Consider the following 18,995-nt stretch of genomic DNA (forward strand, 5'->3'; position numbering starts at 1 on the left):
ATGCAAGTTAAAACTCCTGATATTGGCGTTGATAAGGCCACTGTTGCAGAAATCTTGGTGAAAGTAGGGGATACCATCGCTGTTGATGACAGTATCGTTCTACTTGAGTCAGACAAAGCCTCTGTTGAAGTGCCAAGCACTTCAGCGGGTGTGGTTAAAAGTATTGCTGTTACGGAAGGTGATGAGGTTTCAGAAGGTGCTGTGTTGATCGAAGTTGAATCAGCGGATGCAACAGAGACAGAAGCTTCAGCACAGCCTGCTCAAGAAGCTGCAAAAACTGAACCTGCTGTAGAAACTAAAGCTGAACCTGTGGCGCCTGCTGCACCTTCAGCATCCGCGCCAGCTTCATCTCAAACAGTTGAAGTTCAAGTGCCAGATATTGGTGTTGAAAAAGCTTTGGTCGGTGAAGTTCTGGTTAAAGTGGGCGACGAAATTGCGGTAGATGACAGCATCGTCGTAGTGGAATCGGATAAAGCAACGGTTGAAGTTCCAAGTACAGTTGCTGGCACGGTTGAAAGTGTTGTGGTCAAAGAAGGTGATAATGTTAAAGAAGGTGTGGTACTGATTACAGTGAAAACTGTAGGCGCTGCAACGACTTCGGCGGCAGCACCTGCTGAAGCACCTCAACAAGCATCAGCAACACCGACTCAAGCTGCGGCACCAGAAGCATCAGCGCCAGCCCAATCGGGTAAAGTTGAAGTTGCTGTTCCTGATCTTGGTGTAGATAAAGCAACAATTTCTGAAATTTTGGTGAGCGTAGGCGATCAAGTTGAAAAAGACCAAAGCCTTTGCGTTGCTGAGTCGGATAAAGCCTCTGTAGAAGTGCCAAGTACGGTTGCAGGTACGGTGACGGCGATCCATGTGGAATTGAATCAGTCTGTGAGTCAGGGCACTGCTTTGGTGACGATTGAAGCACAGGGTCAGACTGCACCAGCACCACAAGAAAAGCCAGCTGCTCAAGCATCACAAGCTGCATCAGCACCAGCCGCGAAAACGACAGCATCAGCGCCAAAAGCTGAAGTGGCCGTTGCTCAAGCGGGTACTGAAAAGTTATCTAAAGCACAACAAGCTGAAAATGCCAAAGTTTATGCTGGTCCAGCCGTGCGTAAGCTTGCGCGTGAACTGGGTGTGGTTTTATCACAAGTCGAGGCCTCTGGTCCTCATGCACGTGTGATGAAAGATGATGTTTTTGCTTTTGTTAAAGCCAAATTGACTGCACCACAAGCAGTAGCTCAAACCGCCGCTGTGCCAGCCGCTTCAGGATTGCCTGCATTACCAGATTTCAGTGCATTTGGTGGCAGTGAAATTGCACCAATGACGCGTTTACAGCAAGTGTCTGTACCGCAATTGTCATTAAATAATTTCATTCCACAAGTGACACAATTTGATTTAGCAGATATTACTGAGTTAGAAGCTTGGCGTGGGGAGTTAAAAGGGAAATTTAAGCAAGATGGTATTAGCTTAACGATCCTTGCCTTTATTGCAAAAGCGGTGGCGTTCTTACTCAAAGAAGAGCCTTATTTTGCGGGTCACTTGGCAGATGATCAAAAGTCTGTGCTGTTGCGTAAAGAAATTCATATGGGAATCGCTGTGGCGACACCAGATGGTTTAACTGTTCCAGTATTGCGTAATCCTGATCAAAAATCGATTAAGCAAATTGCCATTGAATTAGGTGAGTTAAGTAAAAAAGCACGTGATAAGAAACTTTCTCCGAAAGACTTACAAGGTGCAAATTTTACCATTACCAGCCTAGGTTCAATTGGGGGTACTGCATTTACGCCATTGGTGAACTGGCCACAAGTTGCGATCTTGGGTATCTCACCTGCAACCATGCAACCGGTATGGAATGGCTCAGGCTTTGATCCAAAACTGATGTTGCCATTGTCATTGTCTTATGACCATCGTGTGATTAATGGTGCGGATGCTGCGCGATTTACCAATAAATTGACCAAGTTGTTATCAGATATTCGTAACATCTTGCTTTAAGTTCTAAATCATAGAAGACCTCGCTTTAGGCGAGGTTTTTTATATGGATCTAATTTTGTTTTATCAATAATTTTCAAATCTGCTTTAAAGTTATCATTCAATATAGTCAATCTGTCAAAAAACTCAGGCACAAGAATATAATTTCTCTTAATTAATATTTTTATTAAATCAATTATATGAAAAACAAATTATTTGATTATAAAAAAGCGTGCAATGCCACACCTTACATTCAAAGTTTAAATACCATTGCGTAGGCGATGCTTCACTTTTCGTAGGGGATGCCAAACCTTGCGCTGCAAACAAATCCGTACTTTGTTTTTGCTCATGGGCGAGGGGTACGTCCTGTACCCCCGCCCAACGGCGACATCCATGTCGCCCCACGATAGGATAACCATCTAGGGTTGAAAATTAGTGAAGAAACGAAATTGAATTCATCCTCTGCGGGCATTAAAAATGCTTTGGCACGATATTTTTTGAAGTTTATCTGAGCTTTAAATTTTTTAATTTTTAAAAATTGAAAATGATTGATAAAGCGTTGTAGAATAGCTGTACTTCATTGGGGAGTAGCCGCTGTTTGTCATCTGCGAGATGATAAATGGGTGATGATCAACATAATTACTCAACAGAGTATGGTCATCATAGCAAAGAACCAATTTAGCTGAAGGTGTTTACTCAGCTATCTTTTGTTGGCAAGACCTTTGATTTATCACTCCGCGTTGAATAGGCGACTATTCATATTGGCTAGCAGGAGGGGTAAGTCATCGGTAAATATTGCTAGCCAGAGACTTTGAAATGTTAAATGCCTTCCTCATCTCTTTAGTGGTTGTCGCTTTATCCGAAATGGGCGATAAAACACAACTGCTCGCATTACTTCTTGCTGCACGTTTTCGTAAACCTATTCCTATTTTATTTGCAATTTTATTAGCAACCATTGTCAATCATGGTGTATCGGCTGTGCTTGGTCAGTGGATTACCACAGTTCTTAGCCCGACAGTGTTACTTTGGATTGTGTCACTTGGCTTTATTGGTATGGCTGGGTGGATGCTGATTCCAGATGAATTGGATGATGAATCTGAAAGTATTAATAAATGGCAAAAATATGGGGTCTTTGGTGCAACCTTTGTATTATTCTTCCTTGCAGAAATTGGGGATAAAACCCAAATCGCCACAGTGGCACTTGCTGCACGCTTTGACAGTATCGGTTGGGTAACCATAGGTACGACATTGGGGATTATGCTGGTCAATGCACCTGCTGTATTTATTGGGAATAAATTGGCAGATAAATTACCTATTGCATTGATTCATAAAATTGGAGCTGCAATCTTCTTTATTATTGGTGTCGCAGCTTTAGTTCAGCATTACTTTTTTTAAGCGCAATTCTCCAAGCTTATTTAACATCAATAAAGTCATCTATTTTTAAAGCTGAAAACCCAACTTAATGTTGGGTTTTTTATTATTCTGAGAATGATGACACAAATAATCTTTAAACTTAGGTTGTAGATTTATTGTAACTTTGAAGAAAACCTTATATGTTGTATGGGATAACTAAAGATTTATTTTAAAAAAGGTTTTGGGGTTTCTGGTATGGCTTTAGATCGCACCACGTCGCAAGTTTTGTTTGATAATGGCACTCATAAATGTATAAGTTTTACCAGTTTGGTGAAAGGTGAAGGTGTACAAGCCAATCAGTTTCTTATTTTAAATAATGAACGTGCAGCAGTACTAGATCCGGGTGGTGATTTGACCTATGTGCCCCTGACCATGGAGCTCAATAAATACACCCGATTACAAAATTTAGACTATGTCATGGCATCTCACCAAGACCCTGACATCATTACTTCAATGCCACGTTGGTTGGTCTATACCGATGCCAAAGTGGTCGCATCTAAATTATGGGCACGCTTTTTACCTCATTTAAACTCTGCATTTATGAGTGATCGTATGAAAGGGGGCTGGTTAGAACGTCTGATCGAATTGCCAGACCAAGGTGGCTCTATTCCATTGGGAGAAACGCGCATTATCGTGGTTCCTGCGCATTTCTTACATTCCGTTGGAAATTTTCAGTTTTACGATCCAATTTCAAAAATTTTATTCTCAGGTGATATGGGTGCATCGATTGTTGATGATGCCTCGAAACCAATTGAAGATTTTGCAATGCACATTCCAACCATGCATGGTTTTCATCAGCGCTATATGTGTACCAATCGGGTGATCCGTTTATGGGTGAAAATGGTGCGTCAAATGGATATTGAAATGATTGTGCCGCAACATGGTAAGCCGTTTATTGGTAAAGAGATGATTCATCAGTTTTTAGACTGGATCGAAAATTTACAATGTGGTGTCGACTTGATGGATGAGTCTGTGTTTACCTGCCCGCAATAAAAAATTCAAAAAAGATATTGAGTTTGAGTGCGACTTTTTTTAGGATTTTCTTGCCAAAATTTTAAATTGATAACGAGAATCTTAAAAAAATGTTGTCACAAATCTCAGCACAGGATGCGTGCTTAAGTTGCGGGGCGTGTTGCGCCTTTTTCCGAGTCTCATTTTATTGGGCAGAAGGAGAAGCCATGCCGCCAGATTATGTCGAACCTTTGACAGCCGTGTATTCTTGTATGCAGGGCACCAATCAAAAGCAACCGCGTTGTGTGGCATTAAAGGGTGAGATTGGACAGCAAGTCAGCTGTAGTATGTATGAGCAACGGAGTTCTTCATGCAAACAGGTACATGCTGGGGATTCACAATGTGCAAAAGCAAGACAAGGCTATGGTTTAATTCCCCTGATCGAAATAGAAGTCGCTACACCCAGCAATGATGAAGACTTTGATCAGGTGTGTTAACGCTAAAGTGGGAAAATTTAGGATATCAGGCAGAGACTGTAAGTCGACAGTCTACTGTGGTGTTAAATCCACGATAATTTTATATTCAAAGCCCATTTTTATTTCAATAAGATACTGAAAAATAAAGTGTGATCGAGAATAAGATAAATCCGCACAATAAAAAATGAAAATTGAACGGAAATTTGTATATAATAGCTCACGGAAATTACCAGCGAGACTGTTATGTTGACCATCGTTCAAGAAGCGCTAACCTTCGATGATGTCTTATTACTCCCTGCCTATTCTACTATCCTCCCAAAAGATGTCTCTCTAAAGACACGCCTCACACGCGGCATTCAACTGAACATCCCTATGGTTTCAGCAGCAATGGATACTGTGACTGAGTCACGTATGGCGATTGCAATGGCGCAAAACGGTGGTATTGGTATTTTACATAAAAACATGGATATTTCTGCACAAGCTGCAGAAGTTCGCCGTGTAAAAAAATTCGAAGCGGGAATGGTGAAAGATCCAATTACCGTGACACCTGAAACCACGATCCGTGATTTGATGGCAATTACACAAGCCAACAACATCAGCGGTGTACCTGTCGTTAAAGATGGCAAAGTGGTTGGGATTGTAACTGGCCGAGATACTCGTTTTGTAACGAACTTGGAACAACCAGTAAGCAATATCATGACAGGGCAAGATCGTCTTGTGACTGTTCGTGAAAATGAATCGAAAGAAAATATTCAAGCATTATTGCAAAAACACCGTATTGAAAAAGTATTGGTGGTTGATGAAAGCAATGCATTAAAAGGCTTAATTACAGTTACAGATTTCCGTAAAGCGGAATCTTATCCAAATAGCTGTAAAGATGAATTAGGTCGTTTACGTGTTGGTGCTGCAGTGGGTACTGGCGCAGAAACCCCAAGTCGTGTTGAAGCTTTGGTTGAAGCCGGCGTTGATGCGATTGTAGTGGATACGGCGCATGGTCATTCTGCGGGTGTGATCGAGCGTGTACGTTGGGTGAAAGCAAACTTCCCTCAAGTCCAAGTGATTGGCGGTAATATCGCAACGGGTGATGCTGCTTTGGCATTACTTGATGCGGGTGCAGATGCAGTGAAAGTAGGTATTGGTCCTGGTTCAATCTGTACGACACGTATCGTTGCTGGTATTGGTATGCCACAAATCTCTGCAATTGACAGTGTTGCCAATGCATTGAAAGACCAAATTCCATTGATTGCTGATGGTGGTATCCGTTTCTCTGGGGATATGGCCAAAGCAATTGGTGCTGGTGCAAGCACGATTATGGTGGGTTCACTTATGGCGGGTACTGAAGAAGCGCCTGGTGAAGTTGAATTCTTCCAAGGTCGTTATTACAAAGCATACCGCGGTATGGGTTCTTTAGGTGCAATGGCTGGTGCAACGGGTTCTGCCGATCGTTATTTCCAAGACTCGAAAGCAGGCGCTGAAAAATTGGTCCCAGAAGGGATTGAAGGCCGCGTACCGTACAAAGGTCCAATGGGCAATATCGTACATCAAATGATGGGTGGTTTACGTTCATCTATGGGCTATACCGGTTCTGCAACCATTGAAGATTTACGTCAAAATGCAAAATTTGTGAAAATTACCGCTGCAGGTATGCAAGAGTCACATGTGCATGATGTAACGATTACCAAAGAAGCACCGAACTATCGTGTAGGTTAATCTTTTGTAATATTTTGATTGGAAAAAGCCGTCAGTTTATGACGGCTTTTTTATTTTGGTGTAAAGTAGTAAAAGTTAAAAATTGATTGTTATACAACACATAATAAGTGGGTAAAAGATGAGTTATTTTGGAACAGACGGGATTCGTGGAAAATTTGGTGAACTCCCAATTACCCCAGAATTTGCACTTAAACTCGGATTTGCGGCAGGGAAAGTATTAAAGCAAATTAGCCCCAAATCAAAACCGATTGTGGTTTTAGGTAAAGATACCCGTTTATCAGGTTATATTCTTGAAGCAGCTTTACAGGCGGGTCTCAATGCGGCAGGTGTTTATGTACATTTACTTGGACCGCTGCCGACCCCTGCAATTGCTCATTTAACCCGTGCATTGCATGCCAACTTAGGGATCGTGATTTCTGCTTCACATAACCCTTATTTTGATAATGGGATTAAATTCTTCTCAGATGAAGGGAAGAAGCTTCCAGATACGATTCAAGATGCGATTAACCGAGAGCTTGAGAACGATATCATCATTGAAGACACCGCAAACTTAGGTAAGAGTGTGCGTGTTAAAGATGCCAATGGTCGTTATATCGAGTTTTGTAAATCGACATTCCCGTATCATTTCAATTTACGCCATTTAAAAATTGTGGTGGATTGTGCCAATGGTGCAGCGTATAGCGTCGGCCCAGCAGTATTTCGTGAATTAGGCGCAAAAGTTATTGCACTTTATAACGAACCAGATGGTTTAAATATCAATAAGGATTGTGGTTCTACGCATCCTGAAAATTTACAAAAAGCCGTGATTGAGCATCAAGCAGATTTAGGTATTGCTTTTGATGGTGATGCAGATCGTGTGGTTTTGGTTGACCGTTTTGGTAAATTGATTGATGGCGACCATATTCTGTATATTTTAGCAACCCAAGCATCTCAAAAACCGGCGGGTATCGTGGGTACAGTGATGAGTAACATGGCATTAGAGTTAGCACTTGAAAAAGCCAAAGTTCCTTTTGTACGTGCTAAAGTGGGTGATCGCTATGTATTGCAAAATTTAGAAGAAAACAACTGGGTGATTGGTGGCGAACCATCTGGTCATATTTTGACTTTAGACAAGAGCACAACAGGCGATGCAATCATTGCAGCCCTACAAGTGTTAACAGTATTGGTCGAACAGAATAAAGCTTTAGATGAATTGGTTGCAGATTTTAAAACTTTACCCAATGTTTTGGTCAATGTTCGTCTTGAACAAATGTTTGACCCATTCGCAGTGCCAGCATTGGTTGCCGAGTTTGATAAAGTAGAAGCAGCACTTAAAGGACGTGGGCGAATTTTAATTCGTAAGTCAGGGACGGAACCGATCATCCGTGTTATGGTAGAAGGCGATAATCTGCAAGAAGTAACTGATTTGGCAAATCATTTAGCAGATGCTGTTCGTCAAAATGCGGCTTAAAATATTGTATCGTCTGTAGAAGGTTTTGCTTCATGCGTGATGTAATTAAAGACTTAAGTGAGCTTCGTCTTACTTATCAAAAAGGTGAACTACATGAGGAGCAGGTTGATGCTCATCCTCATGAGCAGTTTCTCAATTGGTTTAATTTGGCTTTAGAAGCAAAACTGCATGAACCCTATGCAATGTCGTTGGCAACCGCAAATGCACAAGGGCGTCCACATGTGCGTACTGTGTTATTGCGTGGTGCTACCGAGGCTGGTTATGATTTTTATACCAATTATGACAGTCAAAAAGGCTTAGACTTAGCTGAAAATCCTTATGCAGAATTGCTATTCTATTGGCCTGAGTTAGAACGTCAGGTTCGTGTGGGTGGTCAAGTTCAGAGAATATCTGAACAAGAATCTACTGATTATTATCATAAACGTCCGCGTGATAGCCAAATTGCAGCACATATCAGCACCCCACAAAGTGGCGTGATTGAAAGTCGTGAACATTTACAACAGCGTTTTAAAGCGTTATATGATCAAGTGGCTGAAAAAAATGAATTGGCTAAACCCGAATTTTGGGGAGGCTATCGTTTAGAGCCAACGTATTATGAATTCTGGCAAGGCCGCCCAAATCGCTTACATGATCGCCTAACTTATGAAAAAGTAGGTGGATCTTGGACAATACAACGTTTGATGCCATAAATGCAAAAATTACAAATTAAACAACGACCATTGATCACACGCCCTGAAAACTTTCAGGGCGTGTTACCCTTTATTGCTGAAATTTTAGCCCGTCGTGGTGTGCAATCTGAACAAGAATTAGATTTAAAGCTTAAATATTTACTTGCACCAGAAATGAAAGGTTTGGAGCAAGCCATTCAAATTATTGATCAAGCCTTAGATCAACATAAAAAAATTGTGATTGTCGGTGATTATGATGCAGATGGTGCCACCAGTACCGCGCTGATGATGCTGGCTTTACGAGAAATGGGCGCCAATGTTGAATACCTCGTTCCAGATCGCTTTAAATATGGTTATGGCTTAACCCCTAAAATTGCCGATTTGGCTTTTGAAAAATATCAGCCGGATCTATTAATTACGGTCGATAATGGAATTTCCAGTCATGCAGGGGTAGCACAAGCGCAGTCATATGGAATGCAGGTGATTATCACCGATCACCATTTAACGACCAAGAAAACGCCTCAAGCTGAAGCGGTTGTCAACCCAAATCAGTTAGGTTGCGAATTTCCAAGTAAGGCTTTGGCTGGCGTCGGTGTGGCATTTTACCTATTGGCAAAGTTAAGTAGCCATCGGACAAAACTGGGTAAGCCGGCTGCAAAAATGCCGCAATATTTGGATTTGGTTGCTTTGGGCACTTATGCCGATGTTGCCAGCCTCGACCATAACAATCGTATCCTAGTGGATGCAGGGGTTAAACGGATTCAACAGAATCAATGTCGTGCTGGGATTAGTGCCTTATTAGACATTGCAGCGCGTGATCCTGCTGAGTTAAAAGCCTCTGATTTAGGTTTTGTGTTAGGGCCTCGCCTTAATGCCGCAGGGCGTATGGAAACCATGGACATCGGTATTGAATGTCTTTTGGCAACGGATATGCAAACAGCCCACACTTTGGCACGCCAGCTCAATGATTTAAACTTAGAACGCCGTCAAGTTGAGTCGGAGATCAAACAAGAAGCTTTGGCAGCGCTGGAAAATCTACAGCTTGATCAAGATCATTTACCCGCAGCGCTGGTCATGTTTGAAGAGCATTGGCATCAAGGGGTGATTGGTATTGTGGCAGGGCGTTTAAAAGAACAATTTCATCGCCCCAGTATTGTATTTGCGGCGGATAAAGATGGGATTCATATCAAAGGTTCCGCACGTTCGATTGATGGTATTCATATTCGAGACAGTATTGAAAAAGTTGCTGAGCAATATCCTGATTTGATTAGTCATTTTGGTGGGCATGCAGCAGCAGCGGGTTTGACCATTCAAAAGCAACATTTTGAAGAATTTAAACAACGTTTTACTGAGTTGGTTGCTCAATCAGATGATGCACTATTCCAAGCGGTTTTGTGGACGGATGGTGAATTACCTGCTCAGGCATTTCAACTGCAAACCGTAGATACTTTGGCGCAATTGGGACCGTGGGGGCAAAAGTTTCCTGCACCGGTATTTGAAGGGCGTTTTAAAGTCATCGATTATCGTTGGTTAAAGGAAGTGCATCTGAAATTGCGTTTAGCTTTGGAAAATGGCCATCCGATTGATGCGATTGCCTTTAATGTACGTGATAAATTCAATTTTGATCCTATGCAAGATATGGTACGTATTGTTTATGAATTGGATAAAAATCAATTTAATGGCAATGTGAGTTTGCAGTTAAGAATGCTGCATTTAGAACAGTAAATTTAGAGATTAAAAAACCGCTTATACAAGAGCGGTTTTTTAAGTTTTAACAATAATTAGAAGCGGTAAGCAGCACGTAGACCATAGATATTATCGTCATCTTCAAAATCAACAGAACCTTCTAAGCTGATTTGTTGAGTAAAGAATTTTTTTGCACGAATTGTAAAGCTGTCTTCATCAGTACCATCAGTGCGACTACCTGAATAAGCCAATCCGACACTGAAAGTTTTATCTAGGTATAAATCCGTACCTACGCTGTAAGCATCGGTATCACCAAAGCTTGCACCACCTTCAAAATTCATGTCATAGCGACCCACTTGAGTGACATATTTAGCACGGATAGTTGGATCTATATCATCATTAAAATCATTATCATAGCCTGCTAAACCCACTGCAATCAAAAGCCCCGGGATTGGCAAGTAACCTACTTCAGCAGAGTAAGTTGTTGTATCTAAATCATCGACATGATCGGCCTTAGCTGTAGAGCGACCAATAGCAGCACTTGCATAAAAATCGGTATTTGGAACGAAATATTCAATACCAACACCATAAGCTGTTACATCGTAGGCATCATAATCGATATAGCTAATTCCAGCATTTACGTTGCTTGCGCGATCTAGAAAGGCAGCTTCGTTTAATGGGTTATTTTTAACTTGAACAGGGTTAAAATAATATGTTCCATCAATAGCAAAACCAGTAGATGTATCCCCTTTATCTGGATCAACAATACCGAGTGAACCACCGATTTCAGCTTGGTATGCATGTGCAGACCCAAAAGAACTAGCAAGTAATGCAGCAAATAAAGTTTTCTTAAACATTGTGTGACCCTTTTGTTATAAAAATATTAATTTTTTGTTACAAATCGCATTGTATGTAAATTAATCTCTATGTCAAGGCTAAAGATCTGAAAATTAAAAGTTTGCTGCGCCATGACATAAAAACAATGCTTAAAAAATGGGTAACTGAGTCAAGCTTTAAGCAATCCATAACAACAATAAAAATAGCCAATAGATTCGGTTTAAAGGTTTTTAATCGGTCTTTTTTATGTCTTAAATTTTTAAGATAGATCGATTTAAAATTATTTAATTTATTATTTATCAAAATATTATAATTGATTTTGTTCTATTGTCTTGCCTTAAGACTTATTAAGATATATCTTAAAATACATAAATCAATCAATTTGAGAAAAATAAAGATGAAATCAGAGCGACATGATCATTCACAAAATGATTTTGAGCATCGTGAACAGCATACCGAACGAGGCTATGGTGGGCGACGAGGTCGGTTGTTTGAATCGGGTAAAATGAAGCTTTTGGTTTTACATCTGATACAGCAACAGCCAAAGCATGGTTATGAAATTATCAAAGCCATCAGTGATCTGGTCGGTGGAGGCTATACTCCAAGTTCAGGCACAATCTATCCAACCCTGACCTATCTTGAAGAAATTGGTTTTGTGCATGCTGAAAATACAGAAGGTGATCGTAAGCAATATCAGATTACTGATGCTGGAAAGTTACATTTAAAAGAGCAGCATGTGCATATCCAACACTTATTAGAGCGTTTAGAAACTCGACGCGAAATTCATGAAAACGACCAATATTTGGATATTCATCGTGCGATGGAAAACTTAAAAACATCATTACGCTTAAAGCTCAAGGGTAAAGATTTTGATGCTGAACAAGTTAGACAAGTCGCTGAAAAAATTGATCAAGCCGCCGTAGAAATTGGGCGTTTATAACAGTGCAATAATGGGGCAATAATAGGGCAATAGAAGGTTTAGGTGAGACATGAGTATTGAGGTACAACAAAAGCTGCGTCATGCAAATTTAAAAGTGACCCAAGCAAGAGTGATTGTATTCAAAGCGCTGTTGGACCAAAAAACACAACTGACAGCAAAGCAGATTTATCAGCAGTTATATGTACAAAATAAGCAGATCAGCTTATCGACCATATATCGAGTGGTGAGCGATTTAGAGAAAGTCGGTTTGATTACGCAAAATCTGCATGGCAGAGATGAAGCCAAATATGCTTTGCCTTATTTATCCGAAGTGGAGTCACTCAATATCCAATGTGCCGACCTAACCCAGATCAATAAAGCATCATTGATCGCTTCACTGGAACAGGTTTTTCAAGCGTTTGATATTGATGTTTTGGATATTAAATTTAGTACGACCCTACATTAAACCCAGCCGTATATTTAACAAGTTAGAGAAATTTTATGAAACAACATCAATATTATGTAACTGTTCAACATCTTGCAGATGCGCAAGGTCATCCGTCAACCTACGATGAAAATATCGAATTTAACGTGGGCAATCACGATGATATTTTCCAAATCGTAGAGCGCTTAAAAGCTGCTGAGTTTTTTGATGAAGAAACCACTAAAGCGTTTGCGGTAGGATTAAAACTCTTTTTAGAGGTGATGATTACCCACCGTGATCATGTGCTATTTCAAGACTTTGAACCAGCAGTTAAACAATTTATGAAAAACCTAAAGCAGAACGTCAAGAAAAATGCCTGATTTAAAACCAGAGATCAAGATCGAAAATAGACCCGATCAACATAAACCTGCCATGATTTTTGCTGGAATTCCGAAATTACCAGCAAAATATGCAGGGTGGATTATGCCGTTGATACTCTCAGCTTTGATGAGTGCAACCATTTCCATGATTAACTTATGGAAAAATGTGGGGTGGTTCGATGGATTTTTTGCAAAATGGTTTAGCGTCTGGCTATTTTCATGGATGATTGCCTTTCCCACAGTATTAATTTTTTTACCTCTGGTTCGCCGTTTCACAGGCTTATTTGTAGATCTTACGCCACCACCTTCTGCTTAATTCGATCAAGACTTTGAACATGCTATAGGGTGATGACGGGCCTATAAACATTTCAAAGAGAATATTCAACTTGGTAAAGTATTGCTCCCAGATCTTGTAATCAGAAACTGCATAACAAAAACCAAACTATTATTGTCCTATTCATGGTATTCAGCGTATTAAGATAGCTATAGGTCGATGTATATAAAACCGATAAGCTAAATAAAATGAAATTGTAGATGTTGCAATAACGTCCTGAGCTGATGGACAAATTTAGGATAACAAAATGACCAATACCAACTATACCGAGATTTCTAACTCTGACGATTGTGAAAAATATGTGAATCAGTTTATTCAAGATTTTCCAATCCGTTCAGCAGAAATAGGCAAAGGCACCGTCATTAAACGTGCATTACCCAGTCGTCAAAAACGCATGATTGGCGCATGGTGCTTTTTAGATCACGCTGGCCCAGTCGTATTTCCTCAGGGAGATGGATTGGATGTTGGACCGCACCCACATATTGGATTACAAACCTTCACTTGGATGATCGAAGGGACGATGATGCATACAGACAGCATCGGCTCTAAACAATTGATTCGTCCTAAACAAGTGAATCTAATGACTGCGGGTTATGGAATTTCCCATACAGAAGTTGCTCCCGATACTGAAACAAGAATGCATGCTGCACAGCTTTGGATTGCATTGCCTGATGATAAGATCAATATGGCACCGCAGTTTGATCATTATCCAGAATTACCCATCGTAGAGCAGGACCATATCGAATTTACAGTTTTAGTCGGTGAATTCATGAATACCAAATCTCCTGTCAAAGTGCATACGGAATTGGTGGGGATCGATTTTTTTGCAAAAGAATCAACCAAGACACGTATTCCACTGAATCCTCATTTTGAATATGGATTTATGGCATTAGAAGGTGAAGCAACAGTAAATGGTCATGATTTAAATAGTGACAATATGGTGGTGATAGAACCTGGAATTTCACAGATTGAGGTTGAATTACCAAAAGGCTCGCGTTTACTGTTGATTGGTGGTGAACCTTTTGAGTCGCCTATTTTACTGTGGTGGAATCTTGTGGGCAGAACACAGGAAGAACTAAAAACGGCAACAGAACAATGGGCAAATCAGGATGCCCGTTTCGGAACGATCCCTGATTATGATGGTCCACGTTTAGAAGCACCTGCATTCCCAGACAAGATGCGAGCATCGAAGTGATGTGCTGCATTGCGCATTGTCGATCTTTGGACATGGATTGAAACTAAATAATTTGCGTTAAAGGCGTGCTTGATCATCCTTTAGCGCAAGTGTTGCGTTTACAAGTTTTTATTTAAACTGGCATTCACTAAAAATTTAAAGATTAAAGGAAAATAAAATGGCAATTATTGCAAATGCAAAGGTAAAAACCTATCCAGAACCATGGTCAGGTGAGGTGGTGAGTGGAAAACATCAACTGATTACCGATAAACCAGAATCATTCGGTGGGCAAGACAAGGGCTTAGCACCTTATGATTTTATTTGTTCAGGTTTAATTTCTTGTACCATGATTACTTTGCGTATGTATGCGCAACACAAAGGGCTTGATTTGGGTGAGTTTACAGTTGAAGCTGATTTTAATGCCAATAAAGAGGGGAAAGAATGGGTCGAGCGTCGCTTGTCTTTTGCCACTCCGTTGTCTGAAGAGTTGCATCAAAAAGTGTTAGACATTTGCCAAAAAACCCCAGTGACCAAGACTTTATTGCGTAGTGTGGAAATCAATACCACGATTATTTAAAAAACGGCTATGTAAAAACCGCCATGTAAATATGGTCGTTGTCGCTGATCCGTAAAAAAGATATTTTGTATAAAAACAAAATATCTTTTTTTCTGCCAGTAAGATTATGCAAAGTTGCTTTTATTGATTATTTACAGGTGTTTGCATAAATTTTTTTATAGAACTTATCTTGATTCAAGGCTTTAAACTCTAAATCGTCAAAGGAATAAAAAGCTGCTCCCGTTTCACCATCATGGCTCAAGGTAATGTCATCAAATTTTTTCACTAATTTACTGTTTGATGTTTTTCCTGCAAAGTAATCAGCGCCCCGAATGGCGATGGTTTTTCCTGTGCAATCTACAATAAGCTGTTTAATAACTGATTGATATGTTGCACCTTGCTCATCTTTAATAGGGTTGGCATATTTTTCATAGATGACAGCTTGCTTAAACGAATCACGAATTTTTTGATGTGCATTTACATCAATAAAGGACTCACCCTTATTCTCAAGAGATCCCAGTAACATAAGCTTGGGTTGATATGCATATAGATTTGAACAAATAAAGAAGAAAATTAACGGGATAAGTGACTTCATTTTTATTCTCAGAATAACCAATATTGAATCTAGAGTATAAACAAAGTTGATAAAAAAATGATTTAAATACAGTAATAGAATTGTTGAAAAGTTGAGATCAATTTATAGTCGAAGGATAAAAACTGAGGCAATACAATGATTACATTACATCACCTAGATCAATCTCGTTCACTCCGTATTATCTGGGCTTTAGAAGAGCTGGGACTTGAATATCAGATTAAGCACTATAAGCGCTTGCCTACTTTCGCTGCGCCCCCTGAGTTAAAAGCAGTTCATCCGCTTGGAAAGTCACCTGTATTGACCGATGGTGACCTGACTATTGCAGAATCTGCTGTGATTTTAGATTATCTTCAAGCAACCTATGATACAAAAAATCAGTTTAAGCCTCAGAATCCTAAAGACTTAATGCAATATAACTACTGGATGCATTATGCCGAGGGTTCTTTAATGCCTTATTTGTTGATGACCTTGGTCATGACCAATATGCCAAAACATGTTCCTTTTTTAATTCGCCCGATTGCAAAGAAAATTTCAGAAGGTGTCCGTGGCGGCTTTAGCAATCCTCGTTTAAAAGAGCATGCAGCCTTTTTGGAAGCTTATTTTAGTCAACATGACTATGCCGCAGGTGAGTTTTCTTTTGCCGACATTCAAATGAGTTTTCCCGTGATTGCCATGCAACAACGAACCAAAAATAAAACCCCTCGACTGGCTGCATATGCTGAACGAATTCAGCAGCGTCCTGCTTTTCAACGCGCTAAACTAAAGAGTGATGATTAAATTTTGTATATCAAGGTGATGGGTGAATGCATTTAATTTTTTTACCAGGCGCATCGGGAAGTACAGCGTTTTGGCAACCTGTTATGCAGCAGCTTTCAGCCGATCATCAAAAAACAGTGATGGCCTATCCAAGTTTTGCTGGGTATCCAGAGCATCCGCATATTGATAGTTTTGACGATTTACAGGGCTATATTCTCGACCAAATTCAACAGCCCTGTACTGTGATTGCTCAATCTATGGGAGGTGTTTTTGCAGTTCAAGCAGCATTACAAAAACCTGAATTGATCAAAGCTTTGGTTTTGGTTGCAAGCTCTGGCGGAATTGATTTAAGCCCTTTTCAGGTTGCCGATTGGCGAGGGAATTATCAGCAAACATTTGCAGTGCCCAATTGGTTTGTCGATCATCAATCCCATTTAGATGATTTATTATACAAAATAGCGTGCCCAGTCCTGTTGCTTTGGGGAGATGCAGATCCCATTAGCCCTGTGGGCGTGGGTAAATATTTGCATGAAAAAATCCAGCATTCCAGATTGCATATCATTGAACAAGGGGAACATGATTTGGCCAATGTACATGCCAATCAAGTGGCTAGATTAATTCACGATTTTATTTCTGATATAAAGTAAAAGATTTAAGCTGAAGTCGCACATGTCTTTTTCATTTATGTTTACCATAATGACAATTGTGCTTCATCTTGCTGATCGGTCAGTTGGTATAAACCTACCCCGATTAAACGGAATTGGAAATGCTCAGGAATTTGCATTTCGCTTAATAATATTTGAATGACCTGAACCATTTCTTGTTGTGATTGAAGTGCGGTTTTAAAACTTTTACTGTGCTGTAAAACCTGAAAATTCTTGAGTTTTAACTTAACGGTGACACCGCGAGCCTGCATGTGTTTTTTTTCTAAACTGAGCCAAACACGTTCAATTAAATTGTCCCAATAGATTGAGCACTGTTCAAGGCTGAGATCATCATCAAATGTGGTTTCTTTGGAAATTTGCTGACGTTGTCGTTCAGCTTGTACTGGACGATCATCAATACCTTGGGCATATAAAAACAACTGTCTGCCATATTTGCCAAAATGATGGATCAGTATATTTTCTTCAATTTTTTGCAAATCACCCAAAGTCTCTAAGTTTAAGCTTTTCAGTTTTTCCTGAGTGACCTTCCCAACACCGGGAATTTTTTTCAGGGGTAAATCATGGATAAAATGTTGAACTTGGGTCGGTTTAATGATGCAAATGCCATTGGGTTTATTCCAGTCCGAGGCAATTTTGGCAAGAAATTTATTCGGTGCCACACCTGCCGAAGCCGTAAGCCCTGTTTGTTGAAAAATATCGGCTCGAATTCGTTCCGCCACTTCAGTAGCACTGAGAATATTTTGTAAATTCTCAGTGACATCTAAATAAGCTTCATCTAAAGATAAAGGTTCGATAAGCGCAGTGTATTTCTGAAAGATTTCATGAATTTTTACAGAAACATCGCGATATTTTTCAAAATTCGGTTCAATCACATAGACTTGAGGGCAGAGCTTTTTTGCCTGTGACATCGACATGGCAGAGCGTAATCCAAACTGACGTGCTGGATAGGATGCAGCAGCAATCACAGCCCGAGGATGATGTGAGGAAATCACCACAGGCAAGTGCTTTAGTTCAGGACGGTCGAGTAGCTCTACAGATGCATAGAATGCATCCATGTCAATATGGATGATTTTTCTCATGAATTACACAGTGTTGAAACGCTGTGTGATTATTCTAACCGATCTTGATTTGTTTCTATTGATGAATTTGAATTTTGTAAAGAATATGCGACAGCTTATGTCATGAATGATCTTGATTACGCTTAATTCAACTTATTTTTCTGTAAAAATTGCTGCCATTGTTCTGCATCACCATAAAATACATTTAAATCGACATTTTTTTCGATGCCTTGAATTTTGCCTTGGTTGCTCTGTTGCCAAAATGTCCATGCACGTTGGTCTTTTAAATCAGGCTTATCTTTATATTCACGAATCCAAATCGGTGTATCTTTAAACTCACCTGTTAAAACCATGTTGTAAAAGATTTTAGAGGTATAAAAAATCGGTTGTTTACCGTAATGCTTTTGCAATTGATCATGCATACTTTTGATGTGTTTGATTAATTGTTCTTTGGTATAGGTGTTTATACAACTGCTGTCATATTCCAAGTCCATCACAGGGGGCAAGGCATTGCTTTTATTTGGCACTGTTTTGATAAAATTTTGTGCTTGAATATCACCATCACGACATAAACGAAAGAAGTGATAAGCCCCCACACGTAGACCACGTTCACGTGCTTCTAACCAATACTGCTGAAATTTATCATCTTGATAATCGCCACCTTCAGTGGCTTTGAGATAGACAAACTGATAGTGCTGTGGAGAGATTTTTTTCCAATCAATATCACCTTGATGATGTGATACATCGAAACCTTTAATCGGATAGGCTTCAGCCAAGGCAGCATTATTATGAACAAAAAACAAAGTCCCGAGTATGACGCAGCAGAAAAGTGCGATCGCTAAAACTGAGCTATTGCGAGTGATTTTTTGCTGTTTGTGTTTTTTCGCAGCGTATTTTGACATGGTTTTTCTAAATATCCAGATGGATCAGTTTAACGTGCTTTGGTTCTAAAAAACGATGGCTGAATAAAAATTGCAACAC

At 39.9% G+C, this 18,995-nt stretch carries 20 protein-coding genes and 1 riboswitch; of the genes, 16 read left to right on the forward strand and 4 right to left on the reverse strand.

Going from position 1 to position 18,995, the window contains the following annotated elements; translation table 11 throughout:
- The 8 genes from ASC84_RS17840 to recJ all read left to right on the forward strand — a co-directional run bounded on the left by ASC84_RS17840 (position 1) and on the right by recJ (position 10,355).
- Positions 1-1,986 (forward strand): 2-oxo acid dehydrogenase subunit E2, encoded by a 1,986-nt coding sequence (locus tag ASC84_RS17840; RefSeq protein ID WP_171252553.1) that lies wholly within the window; start codon positions 1-3, stop codon positions 1,984-1,986.
- A 546-nt stretch (positions 1,987-2,532) separates the two neighbouring features.
- A riboswitch (yybP-ykoY riboswitch) is annotated at positions 2,533-2,689 on the forward strand.
- 89 nt (positions 2,690-2,778) lie between these two features.
- Positions 2,779-3,357, forward strand: coding sequence for a TMEM165/GDT1 family protein (locus ASC84_RS17845; RefSeq protein ID WP_056517171.1), 579 nt, complete (start codon positions 2,779-2,781; stop codon positions 3,355-3,357).
- Positions 3,358-3,570: 213 nt separating this feature from the next.
- The gene (locus ASC84_RS17850) at positions 3,571-4,368 is read left to right on the forward strand and encodes an MBL fold metallo-hydrolase (protein ID WP_004718609.1); all 798 of its coding nucleotides are present in this window, start codon (positions 3,571-3,573) and stop codon (positions 4,366-4,368) included.
- A gap of 89 nt (positions 4,369-4,457) precedes the next feature.
- Positions 4,458-4,823, forward strand: a complete 366-nt coding sequence (locus ASC84_RS17855) for a YkgJ family cysteine cluster protein (protein ID WP_081407361.1) — start codon at positions 4,458-4,460, stop codon at positions 4,821-4,823.
- Between the two features lie 222 nt (positions 4,824-5,045).
- Complete coding sequence (gene guaB, locus ASC84_RS17860; RefSeq protein WP_004718605.1) at positions 5,046-6,512, forward strand: IMP dehydrogenase; 1,467 nt, start codon at positions 5,046-5,048, stop codon at positions 6,510-6,512.
- A gap of 118 nt (positions 6,513-6,630) precedes the next feature.
- The gene (gene glmM / locus ASC84_RS17865) at positions 6,631-7,962 is read left to right on the forward strand and encodes a phosphoglucosamine mutase (RefSeq protein ID WP_004718603.1); all 1,332 of its coding nucleotides are present in this window, start codon (positions 6,631-6,633) and stop codon (positions 7,960-7,962) included.
- Between the two features lie 32 nt (positions 7,963-7,994).
- Positions 7,995-8,651, forward strand: coding sequence for a pyridoxamine 5'-phosphate oxidase (gene pdxH / locus ASC84_RS17870; protein ID WP_056517174.1), 657 nt, complete (start codon positions 7,995-7,997; stop codon positions 8,649-8,651).
- Complete coding sequence (recJ, locus tag ASC84_RS17875; protein WP_056517176.1) at positions 8,652-10,355, forward strand: single-stranded-DNA-specific exonuclease RecJ; 1,704 nt, start codon at positions 8,652-8,654, stop codon at positions 10,353-10,355.
- Between the two features lie 56 nt (positions 10,356-10,411).
- On the opposite strand, the gene ASC84_RS17880 is transcribed toward recJ, so the two are convergent.
- Positions 10,412-11,173, reverse strand: a complete 762-nt coding sequence (locus ASC84_RS17880; RefSeq protein WP_004718597.1) for a putative porin — start codon at positions 11,171-11,173, stop codon at positions 10,412-10,414.
- A gap of 377 nt (positions 11,174-11,550) precedes the next feature.
- Between ASC84_RS17880 and ASC84_RS17885 the strand changes: the two genes are divergently transcribed.
- The 6 genes from ASC84_RS17885 (at position 11,551) to ASC84_RS17910 (ending at position 14,961) form a co-directional block, all read left to right on the forward strand.
- On the forward strand, positions 11,551-12,093 hold the full coding sequence (locus ASC84_RS17885) for a PadR family transcriptional regulator (RefSeq protein WP_056517181.1): 543 nt from the start codon (positions 11,551-11,553) through the stop codon (positions 12,091-12,093).
- 49 nt (positions 12,094-12,142) lie between these two features.
- Positions 12,143-12,538, forward strand: a complete 396-nt coding sequence (locus tag ASC84_RS17890) for a Fur family transcriptional regulator (RefSeq protein WP_056517184.1) — start codon at positions 12,143-12,145, stop codon at positions 12,536-12,538.
- Positions 12,539-12,573: 35 nt separating this feature from the next.
- Positions 12,574-12,876 carry a DUF3861 domain-containing protein gene (locus ASC84_RS17895; RefSeq protein WP_004818410.1) on the forward strand — a complete coding sequence of 101 codons (303 nt, stop codon included), beginning with the start codon at positions 12,574-12,576 and terminating at the stop codon, positions 12,874-12,876.
- A gap of 52 nt (positions 12,877-12,928) precedes the next feature.
- Entirely contained in the window at positions 12,929-13,192 is a 264-nt protein-coding gene (locus ASC84_RS17900; RefSeq protein WP_034611342.1) for a DUF2798 domain-containing protein, read from the forward strand.
- A gap of 265 nt (positions 13,193-13,457) precedes the next feature.
- On the forward strand, positions 13,458-14,405 hold the full coding sequence (locus tag ASC84_RS17905) for a pirin family protein (RefSeq protein ID WP_034611289.1): 948 nt from the start codon (positions 13,458-13,460) through the stop codon (positions 14,403-14,405).
- A 157-nt stretch (positions 14,406-14,562) separates the two neighbouring features.
- Positions 14,563-14,961 carry an OsmC family protein gene (locus tag ASC84_RS17910; protein ID WP_004718587.1) on the forward strand — a complete coding sequence of 133 codons (399 nt, stop codon included), beginning with the start codon at positions 14,563-14,565 and terminating at the stop codon, positions 14,959-14,961.
- Between the two features lie 127 nt (positions 14,962-15,088).
- Here the strand turns inward: ASC84_RS17910 and ASC84_RS17915 are convergent, their stop codons facing one another.
- Positions 15,089-15,556 (reverse strand): surface-adhesin E family protein, encoded by a 468-nt coding sequence (locus tag ASC84_RS17915; RefSeq protein ID WP_227515172.1) that lies wholly within the window; start codon positions 15,554-15,556, stop codon positions 15,089-15,091.
- 114 nt (positions 15,557-15,670) lie between these two features.
- Here ASC84_RS17915 and ASC84_RS17920 point away from each other — a divergent pair, with 114 nt between their 5' ends.
- Both ASC84_RS17920 and ASC84_RS17925 read left to right on the forward strand, forming a co-directional pair.
- Complete coding sequence (locus tag ASC84_RS17920) at positions 15,671-16,312, forward strand: glutathione S-transferase family protein (RefSeq protein WP_004718584.1); 642 nt, start codon at positions 15,671-15,673, stop codon at positions 16,310-16,312.
- Positions 16,313-16,338: 26 nt separating this feature from the next.
- A complete protein-coding gene (locus ASC84_RS17925; protein ID WP_056517189.1) occupies positions 16,339-16,938 on the forward strand; it encodes an alpha/beta fold hydrolase in 600 nt (199 codons plus the stop codon).
- 41 nt (positions 16,939-16,979) lie between these two features.
- On the opposite strand, the gene dinB is transcribed toward ASC84_RS17925, so the two are convergent.
- Complete coding sequence (gene dinB, locus ASC84_RS17930; protein WP_056517192.1) at positions 16,980-18,035, reverse strand: DNA polymerase IV; 1,056 nt, start codon at positions 18,033-18,035, stop codon at positions 16,980-16,982.
- Between the two features lie 122 nt (positions 18,036-18,157).
- Positions 18,158-18,916 (reverse strand): GH25 family lysozyme, encoded by a 759-nt coding sequence (locus ASC84_RS17935; RefSeq protein ID WP_056517195.1) that lies wholly within the window; start codon positions 18,914-18,916, stop codon positions 18,158-18,160.
- Between the last annotated feature and the right edge of the window lie 79 nt (positions 18,917-18,995).

The sequence above is a fragment of the Acinetobacter sp. Root1280 genome (assembly GCF_001425285.1).
GTDB classification, from domain to species: Bacteria; Pseudomonadota; Gammaproteobacteria; order Pseudomonadales; family Moraxellaceae; genus Acinetobacter; species Acinetobacter guillouiae.